The organism is Flavobacterium crocinum (assembly GCF_003122385.1).
GTDB lineage: Bacteria > Bacteroidota > Bacteroidia > Flavobacteriales > Flavobacteriaceae > Flavobacterium > Flavobacterium crocinum.
In genome coordinates, this window is record NZ_CP029255.1 from 5,236,427 (window position 1) to 5,260,971 (window position 24,545).

Consider the following 24,545-nt stretch of genomic DNA (forward strand, 5'->3'; position numbering starts at 1 on the left):
TTTTAAAAGAAATATAATTTTAATATCTTTATAGAAATCAGCCTCTTATGACTTTATAAATTCTAATATTAATCTTAAAATCAATTATTATGAATTGCAGAACCAAGTACATTTCTATCATCTTACTGAGCAGTTTAGTATTTATTTCCTGCAAAAAGGAAATTATAAAAAGTGTTCCCACAACAGATTCTACTTCTATTAAAACAGAAGCTTTAAAGACAGATAGTTCTGTTATAAATCCAATAGATTCTTTATATACATTGGTAGATAAAAGTGTCATTGGCACTCAGTTTTTAACCAAAAGTAGTCTGGCTCCAAGATTGAAAAAATTAATGGGAACCGATTATGATCAAATGGTAAAATACTGGAACACCGAAACGCCTTTTGAAAAACAGGAAAATATACTTCATGCCTGGGGATGCAAACAGCATGATTGCAGTACTTATTCCTATGATCTTTATATTGATGTCAAAAACAACAAAATTAATGTCTATAAGTTTGCTGAATCAAAACTTACCGTCTTTAAAGAAGAAAATTTTGATATTGAAATCAAGGATAATTTCTTAAAAGATTTGAATATCAAAAAGGAGAATGTAAAAATTAAGAGTTAAGTGAATGGGTTATGAGTTAGACGTTAGGGGTTAGACGTTAGGGGTTAGACGCAAAAACTCATAACCCATAACTCATAACCCATTCACTTAACCCTTAACCCTTAACCCTTAACGTCTAACTCATAACCCATAACCCATAACCCATAACCCTTAACCCCAAAAAACGTTTATAAAACCGTTTTTTATATTTCTCCTGTCATTAAAATGTTTTCTTTTGTTCCTTTATTCTTCAGCATTCTAAAATGCGAACGTACTGCATGATAAAAAGGATAAGAGGTATACGGAAGATTGTATTCTTCTGCATAACGTCTTATAATAGGTGTGATGTAAGGATAATAAGTATGCCCAACGCCAGGAAAAAGATGATGCGCTACGTGATGTGTAAAACCTCCGTAAAGAAAATTAGCTAATTTACTTTCGGTACTGAAATCTTTTGTAACCACCATTTGATGCACAGCCCAAGTATCTGAAAGATTTCCTTCTTCATCAGTACCTGGAAAATGAGCATCTTCGTCTACGTGAGTAGAAACTAAAGCAACAACTCCAAGGGCACTACCACACATATGCATCAATAGCCAGGCAAAAAATACGATATACCACGGCTGATTTAAAAGCATCATTGGGATGAAAAGGATATAAATCAGATTGATAATCTTGGCGGCAAATAAGCGATAGACTTCCTGCTTTGGTATTTTCTCAACTACTTTTTTGACATAGTTGTTTTTGGTACCAAAAAAATCTTTAAAATCCCTGATATAAATCCAGTTTAAACTATAAAGCGGATAAATAAACCACATGTAAATATGTTGGTATTTGTGGTAATTAAATAACGGACTGTTAGGGAAAATTCGAATTATATCACTCTGTTTGATATCAATATCCCAATCAGGAACATTTGGATAAGCATGATGCAGACTAATATGACGGCGCATCCAGAGCCAATGATTACTTCCAAATAATTCTAAGACATACAAAAACCATTCATTATGCTTGGGCTTTTTGAAAAGAGCTCCATGTGCGGCATCATGAAAAGCATTAATAAACAAAACAATCATTGTAATTCCAGACAGAATATAAAAAAGAAAAAGTAAAGAAGTCTGGTTTCCAAAAATTAAAATACAACTGTAGAAAACAAAGAAAACAGCTAAAAGTCCCAAAGACTTAAAAACATTTAATCGGTACAAAGATGAATTATTTAAGACCGTTTCATTCACTTCTAAACGCATCTTTTTAAAAAAATCATCAGTTCCGGGTTTAACATAAACCGGTCGTTTTAATTTTTCCATATGGTTATTGGCTAGAAATTGTTCTATCAAATTTAATAAAAAAAGCTTAACCAATTACATTACAACCATTTAAACAAATACTTTAATACATAAAAAAAACCACTCTTTGAGAGTGGTTTAAATCTTTTGGTTCAATTTTGAAAGTGTTAGATATTTTTGGAAAACTATTTAGCTTACTCCTCAAATTTTTTCTCTGCCAGCCGCAGTCTAATATTATGAATACGATCTTCAATTTCTTCTAAGTCATTCAGCATATTCTGCTTTTCATAAACTGCTCCTGTTTCATTAACCATATTTTGCCCCTCATCCGGAGCAAAAAGATCATTTAAATCTACGTCGGGAAAGTTTTTACTTAAACTAAGAATAAATTCAGAGCCAATATTAGCCGTGCCATGTAAATATCTCCCAATCATTGCCGGGCTAAATCCTAAAATTTCCCCCACCTCTTTTTGCTTTAATCCTTTAGCCTTAAAGAATTTGCTTAATTTCTCGTTATACATCATTATTTAAATCAAAAAAAATATAGTGAAAATATATTTTTTAACATTAAAAAGAATAAATAATATAATATTATTCTTACATTTACTTTTTTAAACAAACACTCATTAATAATTAGCAAATATATGTCAAAATTAATCAAAAATAGCAATATTAAAGAAGATAATTCTCACAATGAAAAAGCTTATGAATTTATTAACAAGCATTTACCTGTAACGTATGTTGAGCTTACTATTTCATGTATTGTCAAAAAAGGGCAACCGGCTCCTAGTAAAGCCCTGATTAGAAACGTAAGAAACAAAACTATTGTACGAAATGACATTTTATTAGCGTTAGTAGAAGTAGCTTATGAGAATAAAGAAGCTATTGAAAGAATTAAACTGCTGACTTCGTAAAGTAAAGAGTTGTTAGAAATTCCGAAATCAAAATAAAGAATATGACAGACCAAAATAAAAACCGTAAGAACAGACAAAATCAGACAAAATCTATTAACAGCACCAGTTTCTCTAAAATTCCGCACTTGTATGGAATGACACTTGAGGAGTATAAAGAAGGGGTTGCGATTCATTCCAGATGCTTTGACCAGATTAAAATGATAAAAACAACAATTTATTAGCAGGCAAAAATCCCATCAAATACACATCATAATTTTATTTATTTTGATTAAACTAACAGGAAAAACAAGCTTTAATCATTATTTCAAAATTAGAAGTTTTCTCACAGAAGACTTTAAACCCCTCAAAACTTTCTCTTTTTTGTAATTTGCCTTTGTTTAAGTTTCATTTTAAAACTTATTTTTTAAAAGGTAAATTATGTTCAAGCTCAGAAAACAATTAATTTCTGTTGTAACGGTATTTTTTCTTTCTGTTATAGCATACGGCAATCCTGTCATTTATGTAAACCAAATTGGTTTTGATCCCAAAAGTCCTAAAATTGCTATAATAGGGACTGAAATTCCACTTCAGAATACCACCTTTACACTTATTGATTCCGAAACCGGAAAAACAGTTTTTACTTCGAAAGTTGGGAAAGCCGAAAGTGTCGACGACTGGAAAACAGGTAAACTCTTTTATCAAGCTGATTTTTCATCTTTTCAAAAAACAGGAAAATATAAAATCGCAATAAAAAATGAAGATCACATTATTACTTCTCCCCTTTTTGCTATTGAAGAAAACATTCTGGCAAAACAAACCATTTCTTCTATTATACATTATTACAATAAACAAAGAGCCAATACACCTGAAGAATTAGAAGCAGATAAAAACATCTTACTTTTTGGAAGCAACAAAAGAGTTGACGTTCGCGGCGGATGGTGCGATGCATCCGGTGATGTGAGTAAATATTTTTCGCATCTGGCTTATGCCAATTTTGTATCACCACAGCAAACTCCTTTAGTAACCTGGTCTCTCATTAATACATCTGAAGCTATTCCGAAGCAACTTACAGAATGGAAAATAAAAGATGCCTTGGATAATGAGGCTATTTGGGGGGCAGATTATTTAATGCGTTGTCTTTCTGATGAAGATTATTTCTATATGATCGTTTTTAGCTATTTTGACAAAAATCCAGCAGCCAGAAGAATTGTGGGTTTAAAGGCCAATAGTGTAACTACAGACGAATATCAGTCTGCTTTTCGCGAAGGCGCGGGAATGGCAATTGCTTCACTTGCCAGAATCTCGCAATGGAACAAAAATGGAGATTTTACATCCAAACAATATTTAGACGGAGCCAAACGTGCTTATGCTCATCTGTTATTAAACAATACCAAATATGACGACGATGGTAAAGAAAATATTATAGATGATTACTGTGCTTTAATGGCATCTACTGAATTATGGATTACTACAAATGACAATTTCTATAAAGAGGAAGCCCAAAAATGGGCTCATAAACTGGAAGCCCGAATGACAGATCAAGGCTGGTTTAGAAGTAATGATAAGAATCGTCCTTTCTGGCATGCGGCAGATGCAGGTTTACCTGTGGTTGCTTTAACCCGCTATTTAAAAAAAGAAAGGGATGCTATTGAAAAAACGAAAGCGATCAATGTAATAAAAAAAGCACTGGATTATAACCTGACTGTAACTCAAAACGTGAGCAACCCATTTGGTTATGCCAGACAGTCTTTTTTATTTAATAACACTATAAAAGACGGCTTTTTTATTCCGCACGAAAATGAAACCGGCTGGTGGTGGCAGGGAGAAAATGCCCGACTGGCTTCTCTTGCAGCTGCTGCTACTCTGGGCGGAAAAATTTCAGCCTATCACAATAAAAAATCACTTGATTTATATGCATCTCAACAATTATCCTGGATATTAGGTTGTAATCCTTACTCGATATGTTTTATGTATGAATTTGGAGAAAAGAATGTTCCGTATATGCATTCGAATTACGGACATGGCTCTGAAAAAGGTGGAATTTCTAACGGAATTACCGGTAAAGACGGCAACGGAGACGGATCGGGAATCGATTTTAAAATGGAAGACAATGGCAATGAATGGCGTTGGACCGAACAATGGATTCCACATTCTGCCTGGTTTTTACAGGCTATTACTGCATTAGTTCAAGAATAAAAAGAAATGAGAAAATCAATATTTATAGTCAGTTTCCTGCTAGTTTGCTTTTTCTTTCATGGAAATTGTATGGCACAGAAACCTAAAAAAGGAAAGTTTAAAGTTTTGGTTTTATACGAAAACGGCGGACATCATTTGGAATTTACAAAAGCGGCAAAACCCTGGCTGAATAAACTGGCTCTTGACAATAATTTTACCATTGATTATATTGAGAATACTAAAAAGATTAATGAAACTTTTTTAAAACAATATAAAGTCTTTTTACAACTGGATTATCCTCCTTATACCTGGAGCGAAGAATCTATGAAAGCTTTTGAAAACTATATGAAAAGTGGGAAAGGTGGCTGGATTGGTTTACATCATGCTACCTTATTGGGTGAATTTGATAATTATCCAATTTGGCAATGGTTTTCGGATTTTATGGGTGGAATACGTTTTGAAAATTATATTCCTGATTTTGCTTCGGGAAAAGTTAAAATAGAAGACACATCACATCCTCTAACAAAAGGTGTTCCAACTGAATTTTTAGTAGAAAAAGAAGAATGGTATACTTACAATAAAAGTCCCAGACAAAATGTTCATGTACTGGCTGCCGTAGATGAATCGACTTATGTTCCAGATTCTAAAATCAAAATGGGAGATCATCCTGTAATTTGGACCAATCCTCAATTTGCTTCGCGAAATGTCTACATCTTCATGGGACATTCTCCTGATTTGTTTCAAAACGAAGCTTACGCTACATTGCTTAAAAATGCTATTTTCTGGACTTCGGGAAAGAAATAATTTTAGAAAATACCCATATTTTCAGGTTTTATGGTAAATCCTAAACGGAGCATACTTTTATGTTCCTGATAATCTATCAAGCTTTCTGTATAACCTACAAACCATTGGAGTGTGATATAATAATTTTCATTTTTATAAGGTTTCCAATTCACTTGCGTTTGCAATGATCCATAATTAATTAGTCCGCTTCCTTTTCTAAAAAGAACATCGGCACTCCAGCGTCCGGGTTTTATTTGATAAGTTGCACTTGCTTCTCCATATCCAACATATTTAGTCAATCCGGGATTGTCTTCGTTATCTACAAAAGGAATCCAGCCTCGTATTCCAACTGTCCATCTTGGAGAAATTTGTGATTTTAACGAAAAGGCCAGCATGTTCCAGGTTCTGGAATAAATCGAATCTCTTCCGTTTGATTCATGTTCGAACGAAATTGTTGCATAAGTTAATCTTCCTCCTTTTAGATAAAATGGACGAACTATGGCTACACCAGGATTAAAATTAATCTCAGAAAATGGTTTGGAACTGGCATAAATATCCCAAAAAGCTTTTTGAGTGTACATTAAATAAGGAAAAAAACCTCCTACCCAAGGCTTTCCTGTAAGTCTTTGTTTGAAACTAATCTGATATTTTACATCGGCAGAATTTCTTGTAATAGGCTCATTTAATGGAACTCCCGTTAAAAAATAATTATCTCTGTGAACAGAAAAACTATGCTCTTTTAAAAGTGAATCTGCTGCTCGGAAGTTCTTTTTTTCTTCTACAATTTGTGAATTTGCTGTAATTGAAAATAAAATGATAAAAGGTAATAAATATTTAAAGTACATTTTTATAATTTAAGTTTAGACTTAATTTGTCAGCTTTTACACTAATGTACATATTTTAAATCAAAATGAAATATTCTAATTACCAATCTGTTTTTATATAATTTCTATATTTTCTTTTCAGTTTTCCTTTTCCAATATAAAAGATAAAGAATTCCCATAACAAGCAAAAGAATATCAATTTTAAAGATTTGAGGTATTCTCTCAATAATATCGCTGTAATAACTTCCGCCCAACAGAGCGCCACAACCTATTCCTATTTCCATAGAAATATACATGGTTGCAATGGCTTTTCCACGATGTTGTGGATCACTCAAATCTATTGTCCAGGCATTTATTGCCGGTGACAAAATTCCGGTTCCCATTCCGTAAACAGCTGCGCCAATTAAAAGTACATTCACGGTTGTCCCCTCGCTAATTACAAATAATGCAATAGAAGTGATAATCAATCCTGCGAGAATAACATTGGTTCTACCGTGCCTGTCCGAAACTTTTCCGGCTCCAAACCTCATCATAACCGATGCAACGGTAAAAGCTGTAAAAAATATTCCTTTATTTTCTGCTCCCAAATGTTCACTCCAGTCCGGAATCAAGGTTAATATTAATCCGAAAGCGGTGTATGAAAAGAAAGTTATAATTCCTGCCGGAAGTGCACCACGATCTATAATATCATTTTTTCCAATATAAAACATTGATCTGTGCAGTTTTTCTTTTACTTCCAGAGTCTCTTTCATATTTGCTACAATAATGATAGACAGGAAAGCCAAAAGTGAGGAACTATAAAACATAATATCAATTCCGTATGCATTTACGACCCAACCGCCTAAAGCAGGCCCTAAAGCTCCGCCAATACTAAAACATAAACCATGCATTCCTAAAGCTTCTCCCCAGCGTTCCTGCGGAATAATATCTGCGACATAAGCTGAAGTTGCTGTAGGCTTAAAACCGGTTGAAAAACCATGTACTAAACGTAAAAACAAAAAGCCCGAAACCGAACTTAAAACAGGATATAAAAATCCGCAGATTAAACATACTACAGAACCTACTGCCATTACCGGAACACGTCCCCATTTGTCTGTCAGTTTTCCGCTAAACGGACGAGATATTCCCGCCGTAAGGGTAAATAGTGAAATAATAAGTCCTTTATATTCTGCTCCTCCCAAACTTGTCAAATAACTTGGAAGCTCTGGTATAATCATATTAAAACTAGATGAAAATAAAAGAGAACTAAGACAAAGAAGAATAAACTGAAGCGTGTAAATAGATTTTTTTTGCTGTAACATTTGATTGCAGGACGTTTTTCTGAGAAATATTTATAGTATTATTTAAGCTGCAAATATAAGTGCTCTATTTAGATAAACTTTTACCTGATTTATTAAAATTCTCTACTCTTAATTTCCGATAGCGTCCGGGTTGTATTTCGCTTAAAAAAATGAGCAAGATGACTTTCGTCTGTAAATCCTAATTCGCGGGTAATTTGTTTAGCCGTAAAACCCGATTTTACACGATCTTCTATAATCTTTACTTTTAAGTTGATTAAATACTGTCTGTATGAAATTCCGAAACTATTCTTAAAAAAGGTACTAAAATATTTAGTCGAAATAGAAAACATTCCAGCCAAATGATTAATCTGCAGTTTTTCCGGAAAAAAGATATTTCTATGAATATAAATCAATAAATTATCATTTGATGCTTTATAATTATTACCAAGATTATTTTTAATCCAAAATTGGCGTATTAAACTAAAAATTGATAAAAGCTGAAACAGAACGAAGGCAGAAGCAGCAATGTCTTTTTCGTTTTTGTAACTCAAAATATGTTCTATCGTTCTAAAAAAGATTTTACTTTCTTTTTCCGGAAGTCTTATTTTATCGCCTGCAAGTGAAAGTGCAAATCCAAAAAGATCGCTTCGTCGTATTACTTCGCTGCCGTAATTTGCAAAATTATTTTCTAAAAGATAACGGTCTGTAAACTTAATAACAGCATAATTGGTTTGATCTTTAATCTCTAAATAATGGGAGTCTTTCGGCGTAACAAAAAATGCATCCCCTTTTTGATAATCTTCTTTTCGTCCATTAGCATAATGGTAACCACTCCCCTCAAATATATAGAGAAATTCATAATAATTTTGTTGATGTGCTGGCTGGTGAAAACTTGTAGCGTTATGTTCTTCGATAACCAGATTTTCAAATTGCCTAAGATTCTTCATGTAGTGAATATACAATTTATTACAATATATATACAATAAATTATACTACTCCATACCGCAAATTTGTACTATCATAAAATTAAGGAAATGGATAATTTTATAATGATTGCGGTTTGCATCACTACCGGGTTTCTTTTGAGAAAATATAATGTAGTACCAGCCGGTTCACACAAAGGAATTAATGTATGGCTTTTATATCTGGCATTACCGGCAGTTTCTCTTCGTTATATCCCTAAAATCGAATGGTCAGTGCAAATGCTTTTTCCTATGGCTTCGACTATCATAGTCTGGATAGGAAGCTGGTTCTTTATTAGATATTATGCTAATTACAGGCATTATGGCCAACGCACCAGAAGTTCTCTTGAACTTGCTAGTGGCTACAGCAATACTTCATTTTTAGGATTTCCACTCATAATAGCTTATTTTGGAGAACAATATCTGAGTATTGCTGTAATTTGTGATCAGGTATTATTTATACTTCTTTCAACAGCAGGTATCGTTGCCGCAATTAAGGGAGACCGATCTTCCGGAGGTAATGTAGAAATCAAAATGATTCTTAAAAAACTAATTACATTTCCACCTTTTATAGGCTGTATGTCGGCTTTGATACTTCCCAATTTTATTGATTTGGCTCCAGCCGAATCGTTTCTGTCTAAACTTACCGCAACAATAGCACCTTTAGCTCTTTTTACCGTTGGTTTACAACTTAATTTTAACGGATGGAAAAAACAGCTGCCACAAATTTCTATGTCTTCTTTTTATAAATTAATTATTGCTCCCATATTGGTTCTGGTAATTGCGCTCATAATTGGTATTAAAGGAAAAGTAGCTGCAATAAGTGTTTTTGAAGCTTCAATGCCAACCTTTATAACGGCGAGTGTGGTTGCTGAGCAATTCAATCTTAATTCAAAACTTATTAATTTAATTGTGGGAATTGGTATTTTAATTAGTTTCGTATCGACGGGAATATGGGTTTTAGTTATAAATCAAATTCTTTTTTAATACTTTAGAAAACAAAAAGCCTGTACAATAAATTACTGTACAGGCTTTTTGTTTTAATCTGTCTATAAAAACAGACAGTTAAAGCGAACGCAGAAGGACTCGAACCTTCGACCGTCCCGATTTAAAATCGGGGACTCTATCCAGCTGAGCTATGCATTCAGTTATTTTTTACATCATAAAATATAAAGCTCTTTGCAATACTTCTAACTGCTTCTTAGGCATTTTTGATTTTGAAAAACCTCTATTGGAAAATTGCGGAATAATATTCGATGAGTTCTTAAAACACAATTTCAAATCTTCAAAAATTTCTGTCTTTGTTTTTGAAGCATCTATTAAAATCAAGTCCTTTATTTCTTCGATTCGGGATAAGCTGTTATAAAGGTGCTTACTGAATAAACACACCATAAAATTGGTATTGATACCATCTAATTCAAAAAAATCCAATAGCTCAGAATATTCATAAACTACAAATACAGAATGATCAAATCCTTTAGACTTTTTTTCATTTTGAAGCAAAAAGGATTCTTCACAGAATTCAAATTCATTCTTGAACTTTCTCTTGAACATTTTTAAAAAAATACCTTTGTTATCGCGAACTAAAACTTTTTCTTTTTTAATCATCTTTTAATAATTAACACTTACCTTTTTTACAAATAAATTACATTGGTTCTCAGTTCCGTTATTGATCGTGTCGGAACTTTGTATTAGAAATAAAACAGCCTCTCTACTCTTTGAGATAAAGAGCATAAAGTCTTCTATTCTTTTGGTCTTCACTTTAATCCGATGAATGAATAAAATGATCCAAACAGGAACCAACCGCCTATATGTAAAGGAATCTTTCAAAAAAAAAATGAACTTTAATTATATGAAATATTGCAACCAATATTTTTTAGGTTAAACTTTGGGAACCAGTAAAAAGTAAATTATGTTAAGGATGACAGGGAGAAAATGTCCATTGTAATTTAGATTGTAGGTGTATCTAAATGGACGAAAAATAAAAGAGTATAGAAAACGTGTAAGAACAGAAACTTAAAATAAAGCAAAAAGTAATGAGCCCGACAAGACATCGAGCTCATTACCAAAGTTAAATATATAATGGTTTTAAACTTTTGAGTACGAATGATTTTTCACTAAAATACTTTAGCAAAAAGTAAAAAATAAATACATTACTTTAATTCATAAAAGTAACTGACTTAGTGGATTTTTGCAATCCATAAGCGTTTGCGTAAAATTAAAATCAGAAAATAATATTACACTCCAACATTCATATTTGATGTTTCTGCCGGGCTGTAGTTTTTCAGTTTTTTAATTTTATCGTTCAATTTCAAAACTCGATCTAATTGTTTTTGTTGGATAGTGTATTTAGTATAATATTTATACCACTCTTTTCCAATAAAAAAGGTTGTCACTGAAACTCCAGTAAGTAAACCTATAAGGTAATTAGTAATGTCCATGATTATTAGTTTATTAGTTTATTTTTAAGTTTAATCTTGAGTTTATTTTTTGAGTTTGTTTTTATTTTAAAAAGCATTTTTATCTCCTTTGAGGGTCACAATAACCGTTAAGAAGCATATTTTGACATCTTTTATAAGGCTCCAGCGCTGTACGTATTCTATATCAGTTGTAACGCGTCTTCTCATATCTGATACTTTTTTGGTTTCTCCTCTAAGGCCCGAAACCTGAGCCAGACCTGTAATTCCCGGCTTAACAAAATGACGCACCATAAAATTGTTAATGTGGTCATTATAGTCAGACGTATGTTTGATCATATGTGGGCGCGGTCCTACTACACTCATATTTCCGATCAATACATTAAAGAACTGAGGCATTTCGTCTAAACTGGTACGGCGGATAAATTTTCCTATTGGTGTTATTCTACTGTCTCCTTTTTGAGCCTGTTGTGTTTCGTCACCCATATTTACGTACATGCTTCGAAACTTGTAGCACCAAAATTCCTGGTTCTTTTTTCCTGTTCGCATCTGTTTGTATAATACTGGTCCTTTGCTTTGTTTTTTAATTATAAAAGCCAATAAAGGATAAAGCCAGGACAAGACAAATACAATTACCAAAATGCTGAATGTAAGATCAAAAATTCTCTTTGCCAATCTATTATAAGCATTTTGCAATGGCTCAAAACGAGGCTTAATGACATGAAAATTATTTAAATGACTTGAGTTAAAATGCTTTTTTGATATGGATGAAAAATCGGGAACAAATTTCAAACGCATACAATGTTTATCGCCCAACTCAAAGAAATAATTCAGGTCTGAAATAAAGTCCGGTTTTGATACAATGTACAATTCGTTGATATCATTTCTTGACGCATCATTAATTGCTTCTGACAGTGCTAAAGTGAATTCCTCATTACTCCTATACTCTACAGAAGAATTCTCGTTAAGAATCCCCAGAAAGTTGATAAAAAAGGAATTACTTTCTAAATGAGAAGCCAACTCGATACTTGTTTTATTGAATCCCCAGATAGCAACTGTGTACTGTTTGAAAACCCAGCCCTTTATTTTTCCAATAACCAGCGTAAATAATATTCTGGATAACAGAAAATATGACAATAAAAAACTTAGTTGAAATAAATTTGCTTTACTTCCAAAGTTGTACAGCACATCATCCTGAAAAATAAAAATGTAACTGTGCCATAAAACTCTTTGTGTAAAAAAAGCTCTCCAGCTATTGCGGAAAAATTCATCCAGACTAAAAAGAACGTCTACTCTGTACAATTGAAAATAAGTAACTGAAAACAGCCAACTTAACATTGTAATTGGAATCATCTTATTGAGAAATAAACCATTCCAGCCAATACTTTCCTCAATAGCAAAATTCAAAAAAATCATTGTTCCTACTACCATTGCAATCATATCGGCAATGGCGCAACACATTATGAAAGTAAATTTATGTCTGTTTCGCATTTTTTATTTTTTTCAATAAATTGTAACCTAATGCTCCTATTAAACTTCCAACAATTCCATAAAAAATATCCATTAAATCCGGGCTTCTTCTCTGAATTAAAAACTGCCCTCCTTCGGCTACAGAAACTATTATCGCCGCAATAATTATGTTTTGTATGAAATTTAAATTTTTGTTATTATTTACTTCATTTATGTTATTCTGTTCTGTATACAATTCTAATAGAAAACCTACAGCGACAAAAGGAACAGCGGTACGCAAATTATAATAATGATTACTCCAGTTCAACAGCCATCCCGGTAAATAAGTCTCAGTAGATAAACTGGGATCTGAAAGCCAGGAAAAATAAAAGACCGCAGCAACGACAAAAAACAATAGCATCAGAACTATTTTATGAAACATTTTATATTATTTAATTAAAGTAAATGGCTTTGTATTTTTTAAGCTCCTTTTACAGCGAGGCCTTTTTTATACCAAGGTTTCTTTACTTTTTTTTCTTGATACTGGTAACCATAACTTACGCCATAACCATAGCCATATGCGTTTTTCATATTGACACCATTTATAACAATTCCAACGTTTTTAAGCTGTTCTTTTTTAATAAAATTACTTACCTGAACCAGATTGCTTTTATCTGTATAATCGTATTTTACAACAAACACTGTTACATCTGCCAAATGACTAAAATTCAATGTATCAGATACAATTTGTACCGGCGCCGTATCTAGTATGATAAAATCGTAGATTGTTTTTGCTTCTTCGATTAAGGCTTCAAAATTTGAATTAGTTATCAATTGAGAAGGATTTGGTGGCGCTTCTCCGGCAAACAATACATCCAGATTTTTAGAAAACTGATTGTCGTTTTGTAAAAATTCTTTCCAGTTGTCTGTTTTGTTAGCTAAGAAATCAGAAAGTCCAGATACATTTCGTTTTATATTAAAATAATCATGCAATTGCGGGTTTCTTAAATCAACACCAATAAGCAGTACTTTTTTATTAAGGTTGCTAATTGTTATGGCATTATGAAAGGCACAAAATGATTTTCCTTCTCCTTGGATAGAAGATGTAAACAAAATCACATTTCCTTTGCTTTCTTTCTTTCTAGGCAATAAATAGGATATGTTAGACATTAATGCTCGTGATGCTTCTGCAATTAATGATCGAGATGTTGCTGTATTATCCAACTTATCACTTACACTTATTTTAGGAATATGACCCAAAATTGGAACATCTGTAATTACTTTTTGGATATCTTCTTCGTTATGTATTTTAGTATCTAAAAACAAACGAACATAAGTGATTCCGAAAGGAAGTAATAAACCAAACAAAAATGCTCCTAACATAAATGCTTTTGGCTGTGGAAAAATTGCTGAATAATTGGTTTCTGGCGCATTCAAAGTTTTTAAGTTTGATTCTAGAATTGCACCGTTTAAAACCGCTTCTTCTTTCTTTTGCAATAATGCGACATAAGTTTCCTCTTTTGTAGTCAGATTACTGTTGATATTTCCTAGTATTTTATCTTTTGTAGGGATGCTTTTTACTTTTGCTTCGGCAATACTCTGCTCAGATCTATTGGCTTTACTTGTTTGAGTCAGAAAGTTTAAATAACCTTGCAGACTATTTAATATCTCTTGTTTTTGAGCTCTTAACTGGGTCATTAAACTAATGTAAGCCGGATTGTTACTTTGTGCTCTTTGTAAAATCATTTGGCTGTCCATCAATTTCGCGTTGTAGCTTACAAGCATTTGATTGACTGTTGTAGATTCCAAATTATAATCTGTACCCAAAGCTTGAGCCGGACCAGCTTGTTTAACATCATTAATGGCAAAGTTTGTCAGTGCAATTTGCTTGTCATTAAGCATTGAACTCTCCTTTTTTTGACTTCTATCGGCAGTTTGTTCTACAATGTAGTTTTCCATTACTCCGATATCATTACTCTGAAGATATTTCTCTTTTACACTTTCAATTGAATCCTTTTCTTTACTAAAGTTTTTAATTCTCTGATTCAAATAAGAAACCGTATTTCTATAAACTTTTTGTTTATTTATAACAATAGTTTTATCAAACTGATCAATAATCTCACTTAATATTTTTCTGGAACGATCAGGGCTTGAGCTTACGTGCTTCATCTCCAGGACCCCTTTTGCATTTTCATCAGACAAAACAACAAGAGATCCTTTTAAGTTTTTTAAAGCTACTCCAGTCGGTTCCAGATTTACTTTATATTCTTTTTCAAAATAAAACGATGGATTTTTCTTTGCTTTTGGAGATAGCTGGATTTTAAATGGTAAGCCTTCAATTGCTTCTTTTCCGTCGTATCCTTTGATATTATAAGTTTGCTCAGATTCTGGTTCTGTTATAAGAAACCCCTCTTGATTGACTTTAATTTCATAAGAAACAACAGGTAATGAATCTTTAGAAATAGTTGGTATTAAAACAAAAGGAACTTCATTTACGTTATTGTTTTTAACACTAAATACTTTTTCGTAGTAAGTAAAATTCAAATTCAATTTTTTAACAACTCCTAATAAAAATTCATTAGAGGTTATTAATCGAATTTCATCTTCTAATTTATCTTCACTGTTTTTTTTATCTGTGCTGATTGTAATGATTTTCGTTTGGTCTTCTTGTTTTTTGTCAATAAAGATCGAAGCAGAAGTTTCGTAAGTTGGCGGCGTTATTTTGATAAAAATAAAAGCTGCACCTACGAACACAATTAAGCTTAGCAAAAACCAAGGCCAATATTGAAAATACTTTAAAAATTCTTTTTTTAAATCCATAACTATTTAATTAATAAGATACAGTCACATTAATAACAATGAGTATATTTTTAAATCTAAGTGTAAAAACTTTTCTACTTCTTCAATTTATTTCGCAATTACAATAATCAGTGCAGCAACTGAAGCTACTATACCAATTAACTGTAATGGATCTTTAATTAATCCTCCACTATTAGCTTTTAATTTGTTTGGAGTTACTACAATTACATCGCCTTGTCTAATTCGGAAATTTGGATTAGACATCCAAGATGCGCTAGTTAAATCTATGTGATAAACCAAACGTTTTCCGTCAACTTCTCTAATCAATTTTATATCTGTACGAATTGCTGAGTAAGTCAAATCTCCCGCCAATCCGACAGCGTCAAGAAAACTGATTGATTCTTCGCTAAAATTTTTAACACCCGGCGCATTAACCTCTCCCAAAACGGTAAACTTATTATTAAGAACTCGAACTTGTACCGTAGGATTTACCAAGTAATTCTCGTTGATAAGACGTTCTTTTATTTTAGTTTCTACATTCGCAGGAGTTAAACCTCCAACTTTTACTTCATTTAAAATAGGCATCATAATAGTTCCCTGCGGATTAACCAAATAACCAGACAGACGCATCATATCTACCGAGCTTTGTGCAGCAGGATTCCCAGTCGAAATATTAAAAGGAGCAGCAACTAAAGGATTAAGATCGCCAACTTCAACTTTTAAGATGTCATTAGGCTGTATTTTTGGCGAAGTATAATTTATCGTCGAATTTGCATACTTATCTAAATCTTGTAGATACAACATTTGTTTTTTGGTCGTACAAGATTCCAGCATCAATAAAGGCAATAAAATTATCGAAAGGAAAATTTTCTTCATGTTAATTGTGGTATGTATTAGTATTCTATAATTACTCTAAATTTTATTGAAATAAAATGAAAACTATTTAGCGCTCCATAACTCCTCTACTATGTCTATCATCAAACTAAACCTGCATTCACTATATCTATTTATATTGGCTTTTCTTAAATTTTATCCTCTGTAGTTCTTTTGGAACTAAAATTTTACTGTTTTACTTATTTCAAAAATCAAAAGCTAAATGATCCTAATTCTTAATGAACGATATACTGTTTTAAAGCAATAGTTTTTTTTCTAAAAACAACTGAATAAGCAGTTAAACCATGATATTTATATATTCTGTAATCTTCTTTTAAAACTTCAAAAGCTCGTTTGAAACTGGTACTCATGCCGCCCATTCTCATTTTAACGATGTAGATATTGATATAACTCATCTTAATTTCATGTTTGTACAAATAGCGAAGTAAGAATTCCGTATCTGACGCAATTTTAAAATCAAGGTTGTATAATCCGTTTTTATCTATTACGCTTTTCTTCAAATATACCGTTGGATGTAATGGCAACCAGCCACTTTTAATTTTTTTAAGGTTGAAACCTCCTCCAATACGATTTCTAATCAAGCGCTCCTTTTGATCATTCGAAACATAGACTCCGTCGCCGTAAATTCCTTCTATATTGTGCGAATGCTTAAAACGCAAAGCTATTCTGGAAACTACATTATTATCATAAAACTCATCATCAGAATGCATTAATCCGATAACGTCTCCGGTTGCTAGTTTTAGTCCTTTGTTTATCGCATCGTACATTCCTTTATCAGGTTCAGAAATATAGTGGCTTATTCTGTCTTTATAAGACTCAATAATTTCTTTTGTGCCATCTTTTGAATTACCATCTATAACAATATATTCGATATCATCATAGTTTTGATCCAATACACTTTTGATCGCTTTTTCAATTGTGTTTTTGCGATTATAACACACTGTGATTATAGTAACTCTCATAATAATTATTTTTTTAACTTAAATATTCTTCAATAGTTAACTGCTTTCACAATTCTGAGTTAAAATTAAAACAAAGGCATTTTACTAAAAAAAGTTCTCGATGAAGCACCTCAAAACTCGTTAAAAGCACAAAAAAGCTAACTTGAAAATAAAGTGTGCCAAAATCTGTTTCCTGATTAAGGAAATCGAGAAAAAGCAGTTGATATAAATAATGGTGTTTTGTAAAAGAAAAAGTGCTTTTATTGATTTAATAAAAGCGTATCAAAATAACTTATAGTAGATAACAAACCTTCTCGAAGCTGTACTTTTGGTTCCCAGCCGTTCAGTTTATTCTTAGCCAAAGTGATATCTGGCTGTCTTTGTTTTGGATCATCCTGTGGTAAATCCATGTGAATGATTTTGGATTTTGAATCTGTCAGCTCAATAATTGCCTGTGCCAGCTCCAGCATTGTAAACTCATTTGGGTTTCCTAAATTGACCGGACCTAAAAATTGTGGATCTGAATTCATCATTCTTACCATACCTTCTACCAAATCATCTACATATTGAAAAGAACGCGTTTGTAAACCGTCTCCAAAAATGGTAATATCTTTACCTTGTAATGCTTGCACAATAAAGTTAGATACTACTCTTCCATCTGCCGGATTCATGTTTGGACCATAAGTATTAAAAATTCTGATGATTTTAATGGCTACTTTATTCTGATTGTGATAATCCATAAATAAAGTTTCTGCACAACGCTTTCCTTCATCATAACAAGAACGAATACCAATTGGATTTACATGTCCCCAATAATTTTCAGTTTGAGGGTGCACCAAAGGATCGCCATAAACTTCGCTGGTACTTGCCTGCAATACTTTAGCGTTAACACGTTTTGCCATACCTAAAACATTTATAGCTCCCATCACCGAAGTCTTTATTGTTTTGATCGGATTGTATTGGTAATGTACCGGAGATGCCGGACAAGCTAAATTGTAAATTTCGTCAACCTCAGCATAATATGGTTCTGTAATGTCGTGGCGTACCATTTCAAAATAAGGATTATCTAATAATTCGATAATATTAGATTTTGCTCCTGTAAAATAATTGTCAAGACAGATTACTTCATTGCCTTCATTTAATAATCTTTTGCACAAGTGCGAACCTACAAATCCAGCGCCGCCAGTTATCAATATTCTTTTCATATTTATTCTAAGTTGTTTTTGATTGAGTTTACTTTGGTTTGAATTTGAAAAAAGTAATGTGATTTAAAACGTGCCAGATAAAATCCTTCTTTTCCGTCTAAAAATCCTAATTTTAAAAAATAGGCTCCCATAAAATAAACTGCTGGAAGTAAACCTGTATTAAGAAGACTGTATTTGATTTTTTGATTAAGAGATAAATGTTCGTTCTTAGACTGTTTCAACTGCAAATATCTTTGTGCTTCCCAAGAAGAATAAGCATTGTGTTTGGCAATATAATGTTCTAAGTTTTTAAAATCTTTATGAACCACTTTAGATTTAATGATTCCAACTTTTCCTTCTATAATTGGATGTTCGTGAACTTCCATATCTAAATGGCTCCATAAATCTTCTTCGATTTTTTCATAAGCTCCTTTCGATTTTTTAAAAAGAGCCGACTTTTGAAAGCCATAACCATATTTAAGTTTGCGTCCCATAAAATAGTTTTCAAACTGTATGGTAAATCCGTTGTAGTTTGGGTCAAGCGTTTTAACAGCAACTTCATTAACAAACTCTTCAGTAACAAATTCATCTGCGTCTAAAAACAAAATCCATTCGTGACGCAAATCTGCATTTTGCAATGTCCAGTTTCTCTTTTTAGGAAACTTGCCATTCCATTGAAATTGTAAAACTTCAGCCCCCATATTGGCAGCAATAGTTGTTGTATCATCTGTACTTCCGGAATCTACTACAATTATTTGGTCAAATCGCTTTAATTTATCCAAACAAGAGGGTAAATTCAAGGCTTCGTTTTTTACAGAAACGACTACAGTAATTGGAATTTTATTCAAAGTTTCTAGTTTAAAAAATTAAATAATGTTTTTATCTTATAGATTTAAATCAAAGTACGTCAAGCATTTGTCGGCTTAGATCTTTCAGAATTATTTCTTTTGTTCTAATCTGGCGCCACTTTTCAAATTCGACAACATTATTGCTTAGGTATTCAATTGCCTTATCTATCGCTCTTTTAATATCCTCGATATTTTCATACGTTTCACCCACTTTCACAGGATTTGAAATTTGCTCCTTAAATAATGGATAATTAGGAACAATAACAAAACAACCACCGTTTACGGCATCATTAAGAACACCACTTGACCTGTGATAAAAGTGTTCTTTTTCATAATAATTAATCACGATATCCAGCGATTTAATAAAGGAGTTGTATTGCTCACTACTTGTTGTATCGGTTAGATTAATTGCCATTTTCTTTAATTCATCAGGCAATTGCCAAAATGGAGTTCCAATATGTGTTTCTACTTCGGCGTCATTACTGGAGTAGTTTTCTAGGATTTTTATTATTGGCATAATAGGTTTATCTGGTCTAATCATACCAACAATTCCAATTTTTAAAACCGAGTCAGCAGGTTTGGCTAATCTTTCATTAGAATCTTCAGGCAGTGGTGTTAACATATAAATGCCTGATTTGTAAAATTTCAAACAGTCATCATAATCATGATCTGTTTTTTCTAAATGGATAGGATAAAACTTAAATCTTTTTTCAAAAAATAGTAGAAGTTTAAAACCAAGCGTTCTGCTTGTACTCAATTTATAAGTTTGCTGAAATCCATGAACAATAAAAAAAGTTGGTTTTCTTTTTATTGCACAAACCAAGTACAATAAAATGGAGTACCAAGGTTTGTGTTCAAAAATAATAATGATATCATAAGGTTCTTTTGTCTTTACTATTGTCCAAGCCATATCAACCGCTTTCAAACCTTGATAGACCAATTGTTTTAATCCTTTAATAGGTATCCAGTTGTAAAACTTTGAGCGATCAGGAGTTATTTCAGATATAAATAATATTTTCTTTCCTAGATAAGCAGGTAAATCTAATAGTATATTAAAATTTGAATGTATAGAATTCATACTTATATGTTTATAATGGGTTTACAATTTGTCGTATTGTAATTTTTTGGTCGAAATCTCATCTCTGGAAATACTTGTTGCCGGGTTGCCTCTCACAATTGAATTCTTAAAAACTTTTTTATTTACTACTGCCCGAGCTGCAATTACTGAATTGTTTTCTATACATACTCCAGGGCCAATAAAAGCATCTGCAGCAACCCAAACTCCGTCTCCTATTGTTATGGGTTTAAGTATTAAAGGAAAATCTGGTTTTGTGTAATCATGTGAAGATGCACATAAATAGGATTTTTGAGAGATAATAGTATTAGATCCAATACTTATTTTTCCTTGATTATAACAATCGACTTTGGGACCCAAACTAGAATTTGCTCCAAGTTCTAAATTCCACGGTGCCCATATTTTTACCGACGCATATACATGCGATGACCATTCTATTTTTGCTCCAAAACATTTTAAAACCAAAATTCTCCATCTTCTAAATAATCGAGAGGCAAATGGTCGAAACAAAATTAGACTGCTGCAGTTCCATAGCAATCTGGAAATTTTATTCTTTAAACTAAAAGAATGACTGTAAGTAGATAAGTCCAAAATTTTATTAATTATAAGTTTCCTGATACAGTTCGTTTATCTGGTTTGCAACGGTTTTAATCTCATATTTTTCCTCTACCAGTTTTCGTCCTTTTCTGCCCATATTGGCAAGTTCATCGCTTGAGGAATTGATTACTCTTGTAATGCTTTTTTGTAATTCTAAAATAGATAGATTAATCCACCAGCCGCAGTTGTAGACTTCGAGATCATGCCAAGGTGTACCTCTTGTGGTAATCACTGGAACCCCAACAGCCAGTGCTTCTGCTATTACTATTCCGAAATTTTCGCTGTATGTTGGCAGTATCATAACATCTGCAGATCTCAAAAAGTCCCATTTTTCTTCGCCATATTTTGAACCTACAAAATGGACATTGTCTAAATCTTGGGCACTTCGAATTAGATTTGCTATATAATTTTCATCTCCATTTCCGGCAATTTCAAGCAACCAGCCATCTGTATTACAATTTTCCCAAGCTTGCAATAATAATTCGATTCCTTTTTTAGGATGAATTCGGGACAAAAACACTACTTTTTTGGTTCCAAAATTTTTCTTGATTTCTTTTACATCATTTAAATCAATACCATTCGGAATAATACTAATTGGAGAGGTAAAGCCTAAAGCTTCAATATTTAAGGCTTCCATTTCTGCAGTTGCATGTAAGCATAAAGCTCTTCGAATCGCTTTTTTTTGGTACAAAAACAAACCCAATTTTTTCTTCCAGGGATTTTGAGCCATTATCCAAGGTTCCAACATTCCGTGAGGAGATAGTATTACTTTAATTCCTAACTCCTGCGCTTTTTTTTGAAAACCCCAATTTTGCGGACTCCAAATACCATTTATATGAACAATGTCTGGTTTTTCTTGAAGTAAGAATATTCGAAACTCTTCTAATAAGGAAAACCATCGGAAAACACTTGTCTGAAAAAATTTAATTCTCACACCTTCAATGTCTATAGGATTAGAAGAAAATCCTGTTGCAACAATTAAATCGATATGATTTTTTAATTCTGAACCTAACAACCTCATATATTCTGCAGTTCCTCCTTCTTTCTTATCAATACCAGCAATAAAATGGACTACTTTCATAATTTTTGAGTGATTTCTTTATAAACAACTTCAATTGCGTTTAGGGAAAATTCTGCTGTAAATTTTTGGGATTGTTTTAATGAATTTTCAATCATTACGGCTCGTTGTATTTTATTGAGTGATACAACTTTTTCTAACATCTTGGCAGAATCCTCTTTCCATTTTTTAAAAAAAATATCGTCACTAGGTTTTTTGTCAATGTAAAAAGCTGCAGAACCACCAACTTCATTCATAGGAGATCTATTTGTTGTTATAACTAAACAACCCGATGCCATTGCTTCTATAATTGGCCATCCAAATCCTTCGTCAAGCGAAGGAAACAATAAACATTTGGCTCCTGAATAAGCAATATTGACATCTTCATCAGCTAAATTGGTAACAAAATGAATGTCATTTTTAACAGCTGATTTCTTTTGCAGTTCAAGCAATTCATTTGTTGGTTCTGATCCAATCATAAGAAGCGGAAAGTTTTTCTTGCTAATGCTTCTCCACGACTCATAAATTTCTATTACTCCTTTTCTATTTTTATAATATTGATTTCCACCAATATGCATAATATAGCCTTTGGATAATGATAGATTTAATTTGTTTCCCAGCATGGTACGAACTTCTGTAGGAGATAATGGATTGAAAGTGCGGTTTAATCCATTGTAACATACTGCTGAACTTTCAATTTTACCTAAATGCAATTCATGAAGATCTTGCTGTGTTTTTTGTGAGATTGAAATAAAATATTTCCCTTTTGAAAAACCATTTCTGATATAATTTTGATATTTCTTACCTGTTAATGAAGTAGGATTTTCAGGTATATTTCCTAATGCCGATTTTAAAGCTAAAAAATCATGGCAATGCACTACATGTTTTTTATTATTTACTAAAGGTACCCACGGACCTAAAGCCTGATCGGCAAATACAAAAAGAGCATCATCAGAATTACGAAGCAGTTTAAATTTGACTTCTATTGGAAAAACAATATATTGATCAATATAACCCAACCATTTTTTCAATGATTTCATCAATGGAAGCTTATAAAATCGAGCTTTAGGACTCCAAACTATTACTTCATGACCTCTTTCTCTCATTCCTGTTAAGAGCATATTTGCATATCGAGGCATGCTTTGATGTTCTAAAAATGAAGGATGAGTAAAAAGTACTATTTTCATCAATTTGTTTTCATTTTTATATTTATACTCGCCACCAATAAACCCGAAGCCATTATGGCGCAACCCAACATACTAGGCTGTGCCCACTGCCCTTGAGTAATTAAGAATAAGGCTGTTCCGCAAAATGTAACTGGCAGTAATTTGTATTTATTAGGTAATTTAATAGAACTGTAAAACAATCCTATTGCAAAAAATAATCTTAAAGCAATCATACCGCCACCCAAAATAAGACCTTGTTCTCCACCCACACGATTTAGCTCTCCTTCTGAAACCAGGAAAACTCTTTTTCCTGTTAGCAATTGTGCCCCTGCATTAGTCCCCATACCAAGGTTACCTACAAATAAAGGCGAATTTAACAATGTTGTTATTGGCTCTGTAAAGCCATTTAACGCTCTCATGAAAAAAGAATCTGTCAAACCTCCGTCTTGATCATTTGCAGTATCTACCCTACTCATAAAAACTTCTGTACCCACACTAAAAATTGGAGTAGTCTTTTGTAAAATCGTAAACAATGCGAAAATTGCAAATACTGTAATTACTAAACGTATAATTGATTTCATACTCGTCGAAGATCCAATAAAAGCAAATAAACCAACTAAAAGCACGCCTCCAACTGCTGTTCTACTTACTGTTATGGGCAAAGCAATTATAAGAGCAATGGTACTTGCATACAGTAAAATTTTTGAACAAGCTTCTTTAGACAACCAAAAATAAAATACAAATACAGAAACTAATATGTAATAAGATGATAATCCTGTAGTGAAAGAGAAAGTGCCTGAAGGTCTAAAATATCCCATTGAGCCGGAAAAACCAGCACTACCTTCTCCACCAATACCCGTATTTATAAAGGCAGTTTGCGGACTTATAAATTGAAAATAAACAATTATCGTGACCACAATATTTATTGCCAGCAGGACACGTCCCATTTTTAAAATATCCTCTTTTGTAAAAACAGCACCTATAACAAAAATTAAAGGAAAATGAACCAGCATAATTCGAGCCCCATAAAGACCTACAAATAGGTTTTCATGTCCAAAAGTCAAAGTAATAGCTAAACTAAGCAAGGTAAAAATGGCACTTAAAGTAACATAAGGATTAACAAATTTTACCTTCATATAAAAAGCTTTTACAATGATGTAAATAGCAATAGGATCTCTTACAACCAACAAAGGTGTAGCAAGACTAGGTAAAATCCATTTACGCAATGCCCCTTCAAAAATCCAAAGTAAAAAATAAAGCCAAATTGCTATTTTTATTGAATTATAATTAGGAATGCTCTCTTGTTCTTCCATGGAATGAAATAA

At 32.5% G+C, this 24,545-nt stretch carries 25 protein-coding genes; 6 read left to right on the forward strand and 19 right to left on the reverse strand.

Annotated elements, in window-relative coordinates:
- Positions 1-89 precede the first annotated feature (89 nt).
- A complete protein-coding gene (locus HYN56_RS22185) occupies positions 90-611 on the forward strand; it encodes a hypothetical protein (protein WP_109194194.1) in 522 nt (173 codons plus the stop codon).
- 182 nt (positions 612-793) lie between these two features.
- Here HYN56_RS22185 and HYN56_RS22190 read toward each other — a convergent pair whose 3' ends face one another.
- Both HYN56_RS22190 and HYN56_RS22195 read right to left on the reverse strand, forming a co-directional pair.
- On the reverse strand, positions 794-1,897 hold the full coding sequence (locus HYN56_RS22190) for a fatty acid desaturase family protein (RefSeq protein ID WP_109194195.1): 1,104 nt from the start codon (positions 1,895-1,897) through the stop codon (positions 794-796).
- A 173-nt stretch (positions 1,898-2,070) separates the two neighbouring features.
- On the reverse strand, positions 2,071-2,400 hold the full coding sequence (locus tag HYN56_RS22195; protein WP_109194196.1) for a helix-turn-helix domain-containing protein: 330 nt from the start codon (positions 2,398-2,400) through the stop codon (positions 2,071-2,073).
- A gap of 120 nt (positions 2,401-2,520) precedes the next feature.
- Between HYN56_RS22195 and HYN56_RS22200 the strand changes: the two genes are divergently transcribed.
- The 4 genes from HYN56_RS22200 (at position 2,521) to HYN56_RS22215 (ending at position 5,748) form a co-directional block, all read left to right on the forward strand.
- A complete protein-coding gene (locus tag HYN56_RS22200; RefSeq protein WP_109194197.1) occupies positions 2,521-2,790 on the forward strand; it encodes a hypothetical protein in 270 nt (89 codons plus the stop codon).
- A gap of 41 nt (positions 2,791-2,831) precedes the next feature.
- On the forward strand, positions 2,832-3,011 hold the full coding sequence (locus HYN56_RS22205; protein WP_109194198.1) for a hypothetical protein: 180 nt from the start codon (positions 2,832-2,834) through the stop codon (positions 3,009-3,011).
- 196 nt (positions 3,012-3,207) lie between these two features.
- Positions 3,208-4,965, forward strand: a complete 1,758-nt coding sequence (locus HYN56_RS22210; protein WP_109194199.1) for a glycoside hydrolase family 9 protein — start codon at positions 3,208-3,210, stop codon at positions 4,963-4,965.
- Positions 4,966-4,971: 6 nt separating this feature from the next.
- Positions 4,972-5,748 (forward strand): ThuA domain-containing protein, encoded by a 777-nt coding sequence (locus HYN56_RS22215; protein ID WP_109194200.1) that lies wholly within the window; start codon positions 4,972-4,974, stop codon positions 5,746-5,748.
- A gap of 2 nt (positions 5,749-5,750) precedes the next feature.
- Here HYN56_RS22215 and HYN56_RS22220 read toward each other — a convergent pair whose 3' ends face one another.
- From HYN56_RS22220 to HYN56_RS22230, 3 genes are all read right to left on the reverse strand, one after another.
- Positions 5,751-6,572, reverse strand: a complete 822-nt coding sequence (locus HYN56_RS22220; RefSeq protein WP_109194201.1) for a phospholipase A — start codon at positions 6,570-6,572, stop codon at positions 5,751-5,753.
- Between the two features lie 104 nt (positions 6,573-6,676).
- Positions 6,677-7,852 (reverse strand): MFS transporter, encoded by a 1,176-nt coding sequence (locus tag HYN56_RS22225; protein WP_109194202.1) that lies wholly within the window; start codon positions 7,850-7,852, stop codon positions 6,677-6,679.
- Positions 7,853-7,944: 92 nt separating this feature from the next.
- Positions 7,945-8,778, reverse strand: coding sequence for an AraC family transcriptional regulator (locus HYN56_RS22230; protein WP_109194203.1), 834 nt, complete (start codon positions 8,776-8,778; stop codon positions 7,945-7,947).
- An 87-nt stretch (positions 8,779-8,865) separates the two neighbouring features.
- On the opposite strand from HYN56_RS22230, the gene HYN56_RS22235 reads away from it, so the two are divergent.
- Positions 8,866-9,780, forward strand: coding sequence for an AEC family transporter (locus HYN56_RS22235; protein WP_109194204.1), 915 nt, complete (start codon positions 8,866-8,868; stop codon positions 9,778-9,780).
- A gap of 168 nt (positions 9,781-9,948) precedes the next feature.
- Here the strand turns inward: HYN56_RS22235 and HYN56_RS22240 are convergent, their stop codons facing one another.
- From HYN56_RS22240 to HYN56_RS22305, 14 genes are all read right to left on the reverse strand, one after another.
- The gene (locus tag HYN56_RS22240) at positions 9,949-10,401 is read right to left on the reverse strand and encodes a hypothetical protein (protein WP_109194205.1); all 453 of its coding nucleotides are present in this window, start codon (positions 10,399-10,401) and stop codon (positions 9,949-9,951) included.
- 629 nt (positions 10,402-11,030) lie between these two features.
- Entirely contained in the window at positions 11,031-11,234 is a 204-nt protein-coding gene (locus HYN56_RS22245; protein WP_109194206.1) for a hypothetical protein, read from the reverse strand.
- Positions 11,235-11,300: 66 nt separating this feature from the next.
- Positions 11,301-12,701, reverse strand: a complete 1,401-nt coding sequence (locus HYN56_RS22250) for an exopolysaccharide biosynthesis polyprenyl glycosylphosphotransferase (RefSeq protein ID WP_146194628.1) — start codon at positions 12,699-12,701, stop codon at positions 11,301-11,303.
- Positions 12,685-13,101, reverse strand: coding sequence for a hypothetical protein (locus HYN56_RS22255; protein ID WP_109194208.1), 417 nt, complete (start codon positions 13,099-13,101; stop codon positions 12,685-12,687). Before HYN56_RS22255 ends, HYN56_RS22250 begins: the two co-directional genes overlap by 17 nt.
- A 38-nt stretch (positions 13,102-13,139) precedes the next feature.
- Positions 13,140-15,479, reverse strand: coding sequence for a polysaccharide biosynthesis tyrosine autokinase (locus tag HYN56_RS22260; protein WP_109194209.1), 2,340 nt, complete (start codon positions 15,477-15,479; stop codon positions 13,140-13,142).
- Between the two features lie 87 nt (positions 15,480-15,566).
- On the reverse strand, positions 15,567-16,334 hold the full coding sequence (locus HYN56_RS22265) for a polysaccharide biosynthesis/export family protein (protein WP_109194210.1): 768 nt from the start codon (positions 16,332-16,334) through the stop codon (positions 15,567-15,569).
- Between the two features lie 233 nt (positions 16,335-16,567).
- A complete protein-coding gene (locus HYN56_RS22270) occupies positions 16,568-17,314 on the reverse strand; it encodes a glycosyltransferase family 2 protein (RefSeq protein WP_109194211.1) in 747 nt (248 codons plus the stop codon).
- Between the two features lie 239 nt (positions 17,315-17,553).
- The gene (locus HYN56_RS22275; protein WP_109194212.1) at positions 17,554-18,498 is read right to left on the reverse strand and encodes a UDP-glucuronic acid decarboxylase family protein; all 945 of its coding nucleotides are present in this window, start codon (positions 18,496-18,498) and stop codon (positions 17,554-17,556) included.
- A 2-nt stretch (positions 18,499-18,500) separates the two neighbouring features.
- Positions 18,501-19,325 (reverse strand): glycosyltransferase family 2 protein, encoded by an 825-nt coding sequence (locus HYN56_RS22280; protein WP_109194213.1) that lies wholly within the window; start codon positions 19,323-19,325, stop codon positions 18,501-18,503.
- 49 nt (positions 19,326-19,374) lie between these two features.
- A complete protein-coding gene (locus HYN56_RS22285; RefSeq protein ID WP_109194214.1) occupies positions 19,375-20,403 on the reverse strand; it encodes a glycosyltransferase in 1,029 nt (342 codons plus the stop codon).
- A gap of 21 nt (positions 20,404-20,424) precedes the next feature.
- Complete coding sequence (locus tag HYN56_RS22290; RefSeq protein ID WP_240622616.1) at positions 20,425-20,991, reverse strand: putative colanic acid biosynthesis acetyltransferase; 567 nt, start codon at positions 20,989-20,991, stop codon at positions 20,425-20,427.
- A gap of 7 nt (positions 20,992-20,998) precedes the next feature.
- On the reverse strand, positions 20,999-22,078 hold the full coding sequence (locus tag HYN56_RS22295; protein WP_109194216.1) for a glycosyltransferase: 1,080 nt from the start codon (positions 22,076-22,078) through the stop codon (positions 20,999-21,001).
- Positions 22,075-23,241, reverse strand: a complete 1,167-nt coding sequence (locus HYN56_RS22300) for a glycosyltransferase (protein WP_109194217.1) — start codon at positions 23,239-23,241, stop codon at positions 22,075-22,077. The genes HYN56_RS22295 and HYN56_RS22300 overlap by 4 nt, the downstream gene beginning before the upstream one ends.
- Entirely contained in the window at positions 23,241-24,533 is a 1,293-nt protein-coding gene (locus tag HYN56_RS22305) for a hypothetical protein (RefSeq protein WP_109194218.1), read from the reverse strand. Before HYN56_RS22305 ends, HYN56_RS22300 begins: the two co-directional genes overlap by 1 nt.
- Positions 24,534-24,545: the final 12 nt, after the last annotated feature.

What these genes read in the sequence shown, in the direction of transcription:
- HYN56_RS22265 (WP_109194210.1), bottom strand. Translation starts at nt 16,334, where the DNA reads ATGAAGAAAATTTTCCTTTCGATAATTTTATTGCCTTTATTGATGCTG.
- HYN56_RS22210 (WP_109194199.1), top strand. Translation starts at nt 3,208, where the DNA reads ATGTTCAAGCTCAGAAAACAATTAATTTCTGTTGTAACGGTATTTTTT.
- HYN56_RS22200 (WP_109194197.1), top strand. Translation starts at nt 2,521, where the DNA reads ATGTCAAAATTAATCAAAAATAGCAATATTAAAGAAGATAATTCTCAC.
- HYN56_RS22275 (WP_109194212.1), bottom strand. Translation starts at nt 18,498, where the DNA reads ATGAAAAGAATATTGATAACTGGCGGCGCTGGATTTGTAGGTTCGCAC.
- HYN56_RS22205 (WP_109194198.1), top strand. Translation starts at nt 2,832, where the DNA reads ATGACAGACCAAAATAAAAACCGTAAGAACAGACAAAATCAGACAAAA.
- HYN56_RS22240 (WP_109194205.1), bottom strand. Translation starts at nt 10,401, where the DNA reads ATGATTAAAAAAGAAAAAGTTTTAGTTCGCGATAACAAAGGTATTTTT.
- HYN56_RS22220 (WP_109194201.1), bottom strand. Translation starts at nt 6,572, where the DNA reads ATGTACTTTAAATATTTATTACCTTTTATCATTTTATTTTCAATTACA.
- HYN56_RS22215 (WP_109194200.1), top strand. Translation starts at nt 4,972, where the DNA reads ATGAGAAAATCAATATTTATAGTCAGTTTCCTGCTAGTTTGCTTTTTC.
- HYN56_RS22250 (WP_146194628.1), bottom strand. Translation starts at nt 12,701, where the DNA reads ATGCGAAACAGACATAAATTTACTTTCATAATGTGTTGCGCCATTGCC.
- HYN56_RS22235 (WP_109194204.1), top strand. Translation starts at nt 8,866, where the DNA reads ATGGATAATTTTATAATGATTGCGGTTTGCATCACTACCGGGTTTCTT.
- HYN56_RS22245 (WP_109194206.1), bottom strand. Translation starts at nt 11,234, where the DNA reads ATGGACATTACTAATTACCTTATAGGTTTACTTACTGGAGTTTCAGTG.
- HYN56_RS22260 (WP_109194209.1), bottom strand. Translation starts at nt 15,479, where the DNA reads ATGGATTTAAAAAAAGAATTTTTAAAGTATTTTCAATATTGGCCTTGG.
- HYN56_RS22230 (WP_109194203.1), bottom strand. Translation starts at nt 8,778, where the DNA reads ATGAAGAATCTTAGGCAATTTGAAAATCTGGTTATCGAAGAACATAAC.
- HYN56_RS22195 (WP_109194196.1), bottom strand. Translation starts at nt 2,400, where the DNA reads ATGATGTATAACGAGAAATTAAGCAAATTCTTTAAGGCTAAAGGATTA.
- HYN56_RS22305 (WP_109194218.1), bottom strand. Translation starts at nt 24,533, where the DNA reads ATGGAAGAACAAGAGAGCATTCCTAATTATAATTCAATAAAAATAGCA.
- HYN56_RS22225 (WP_109194202.1), bottom strand. Translation starts at nt 7,852, where the DNA reads ATGTTACAGCAAAAAAAATCTATTTACACGCTTCAGTTTATTCTTCTT.
- HYN56_RS22270 (WP_109194211.1), bottom strand. Translation starts at nt 17,314, where the DNA reads ATGAGAGTTACTATAATCACAGTGTGTTATAATCGCAAAAACACAATT.
- HYN56_RS22255 (WP_109194208.1), bottom strand. Translation starts at nt 13,101, where the DNA reads ATGTTTCATAAAATAGTTCTGATGCTATTGTTTTTTGTCGTTGCTGCG.
- HYN56_RS22300 (WP_109194217.1), bottom strand. Translation starts at nt 23,241, where the DNA reads ATGAAAATAGTACTTTTTACTCATCCTTCATTTTTAGAACATCAAAGC.
- HYN56_RS22185 (WP_109194194.1), top strand. Translation starts at nt 90, where the DNA reads ATGAATTGCAGAACCAAGTACATTTCTATCATCTTACTGAGCAGTTTA.
- HYN56_RS22295 (WP_109194216.1), bottom strand. Translation starts at nt 22,078, where the DNA reads ATGAAAGTAGTCCATTTTATTGCTGGTATTGATAAGAAAGAAGGAGGA.
- HYN56_RS22190 (WP_109194195.1), bottom strand. Translation starts at nt 1,897, where the DNA reads ATGGAAAAATTAAAACGACCGGTTTATGTTAAACCCGGAACTGATGAT.
- HYN56_RS22285 (WP_109194214.1), bottom strand. Translation starts at nt 20,403, where the DNA reads ATGAATTCTATACATTCAAATTTTAATATACTATTAGATTTACCTGCT.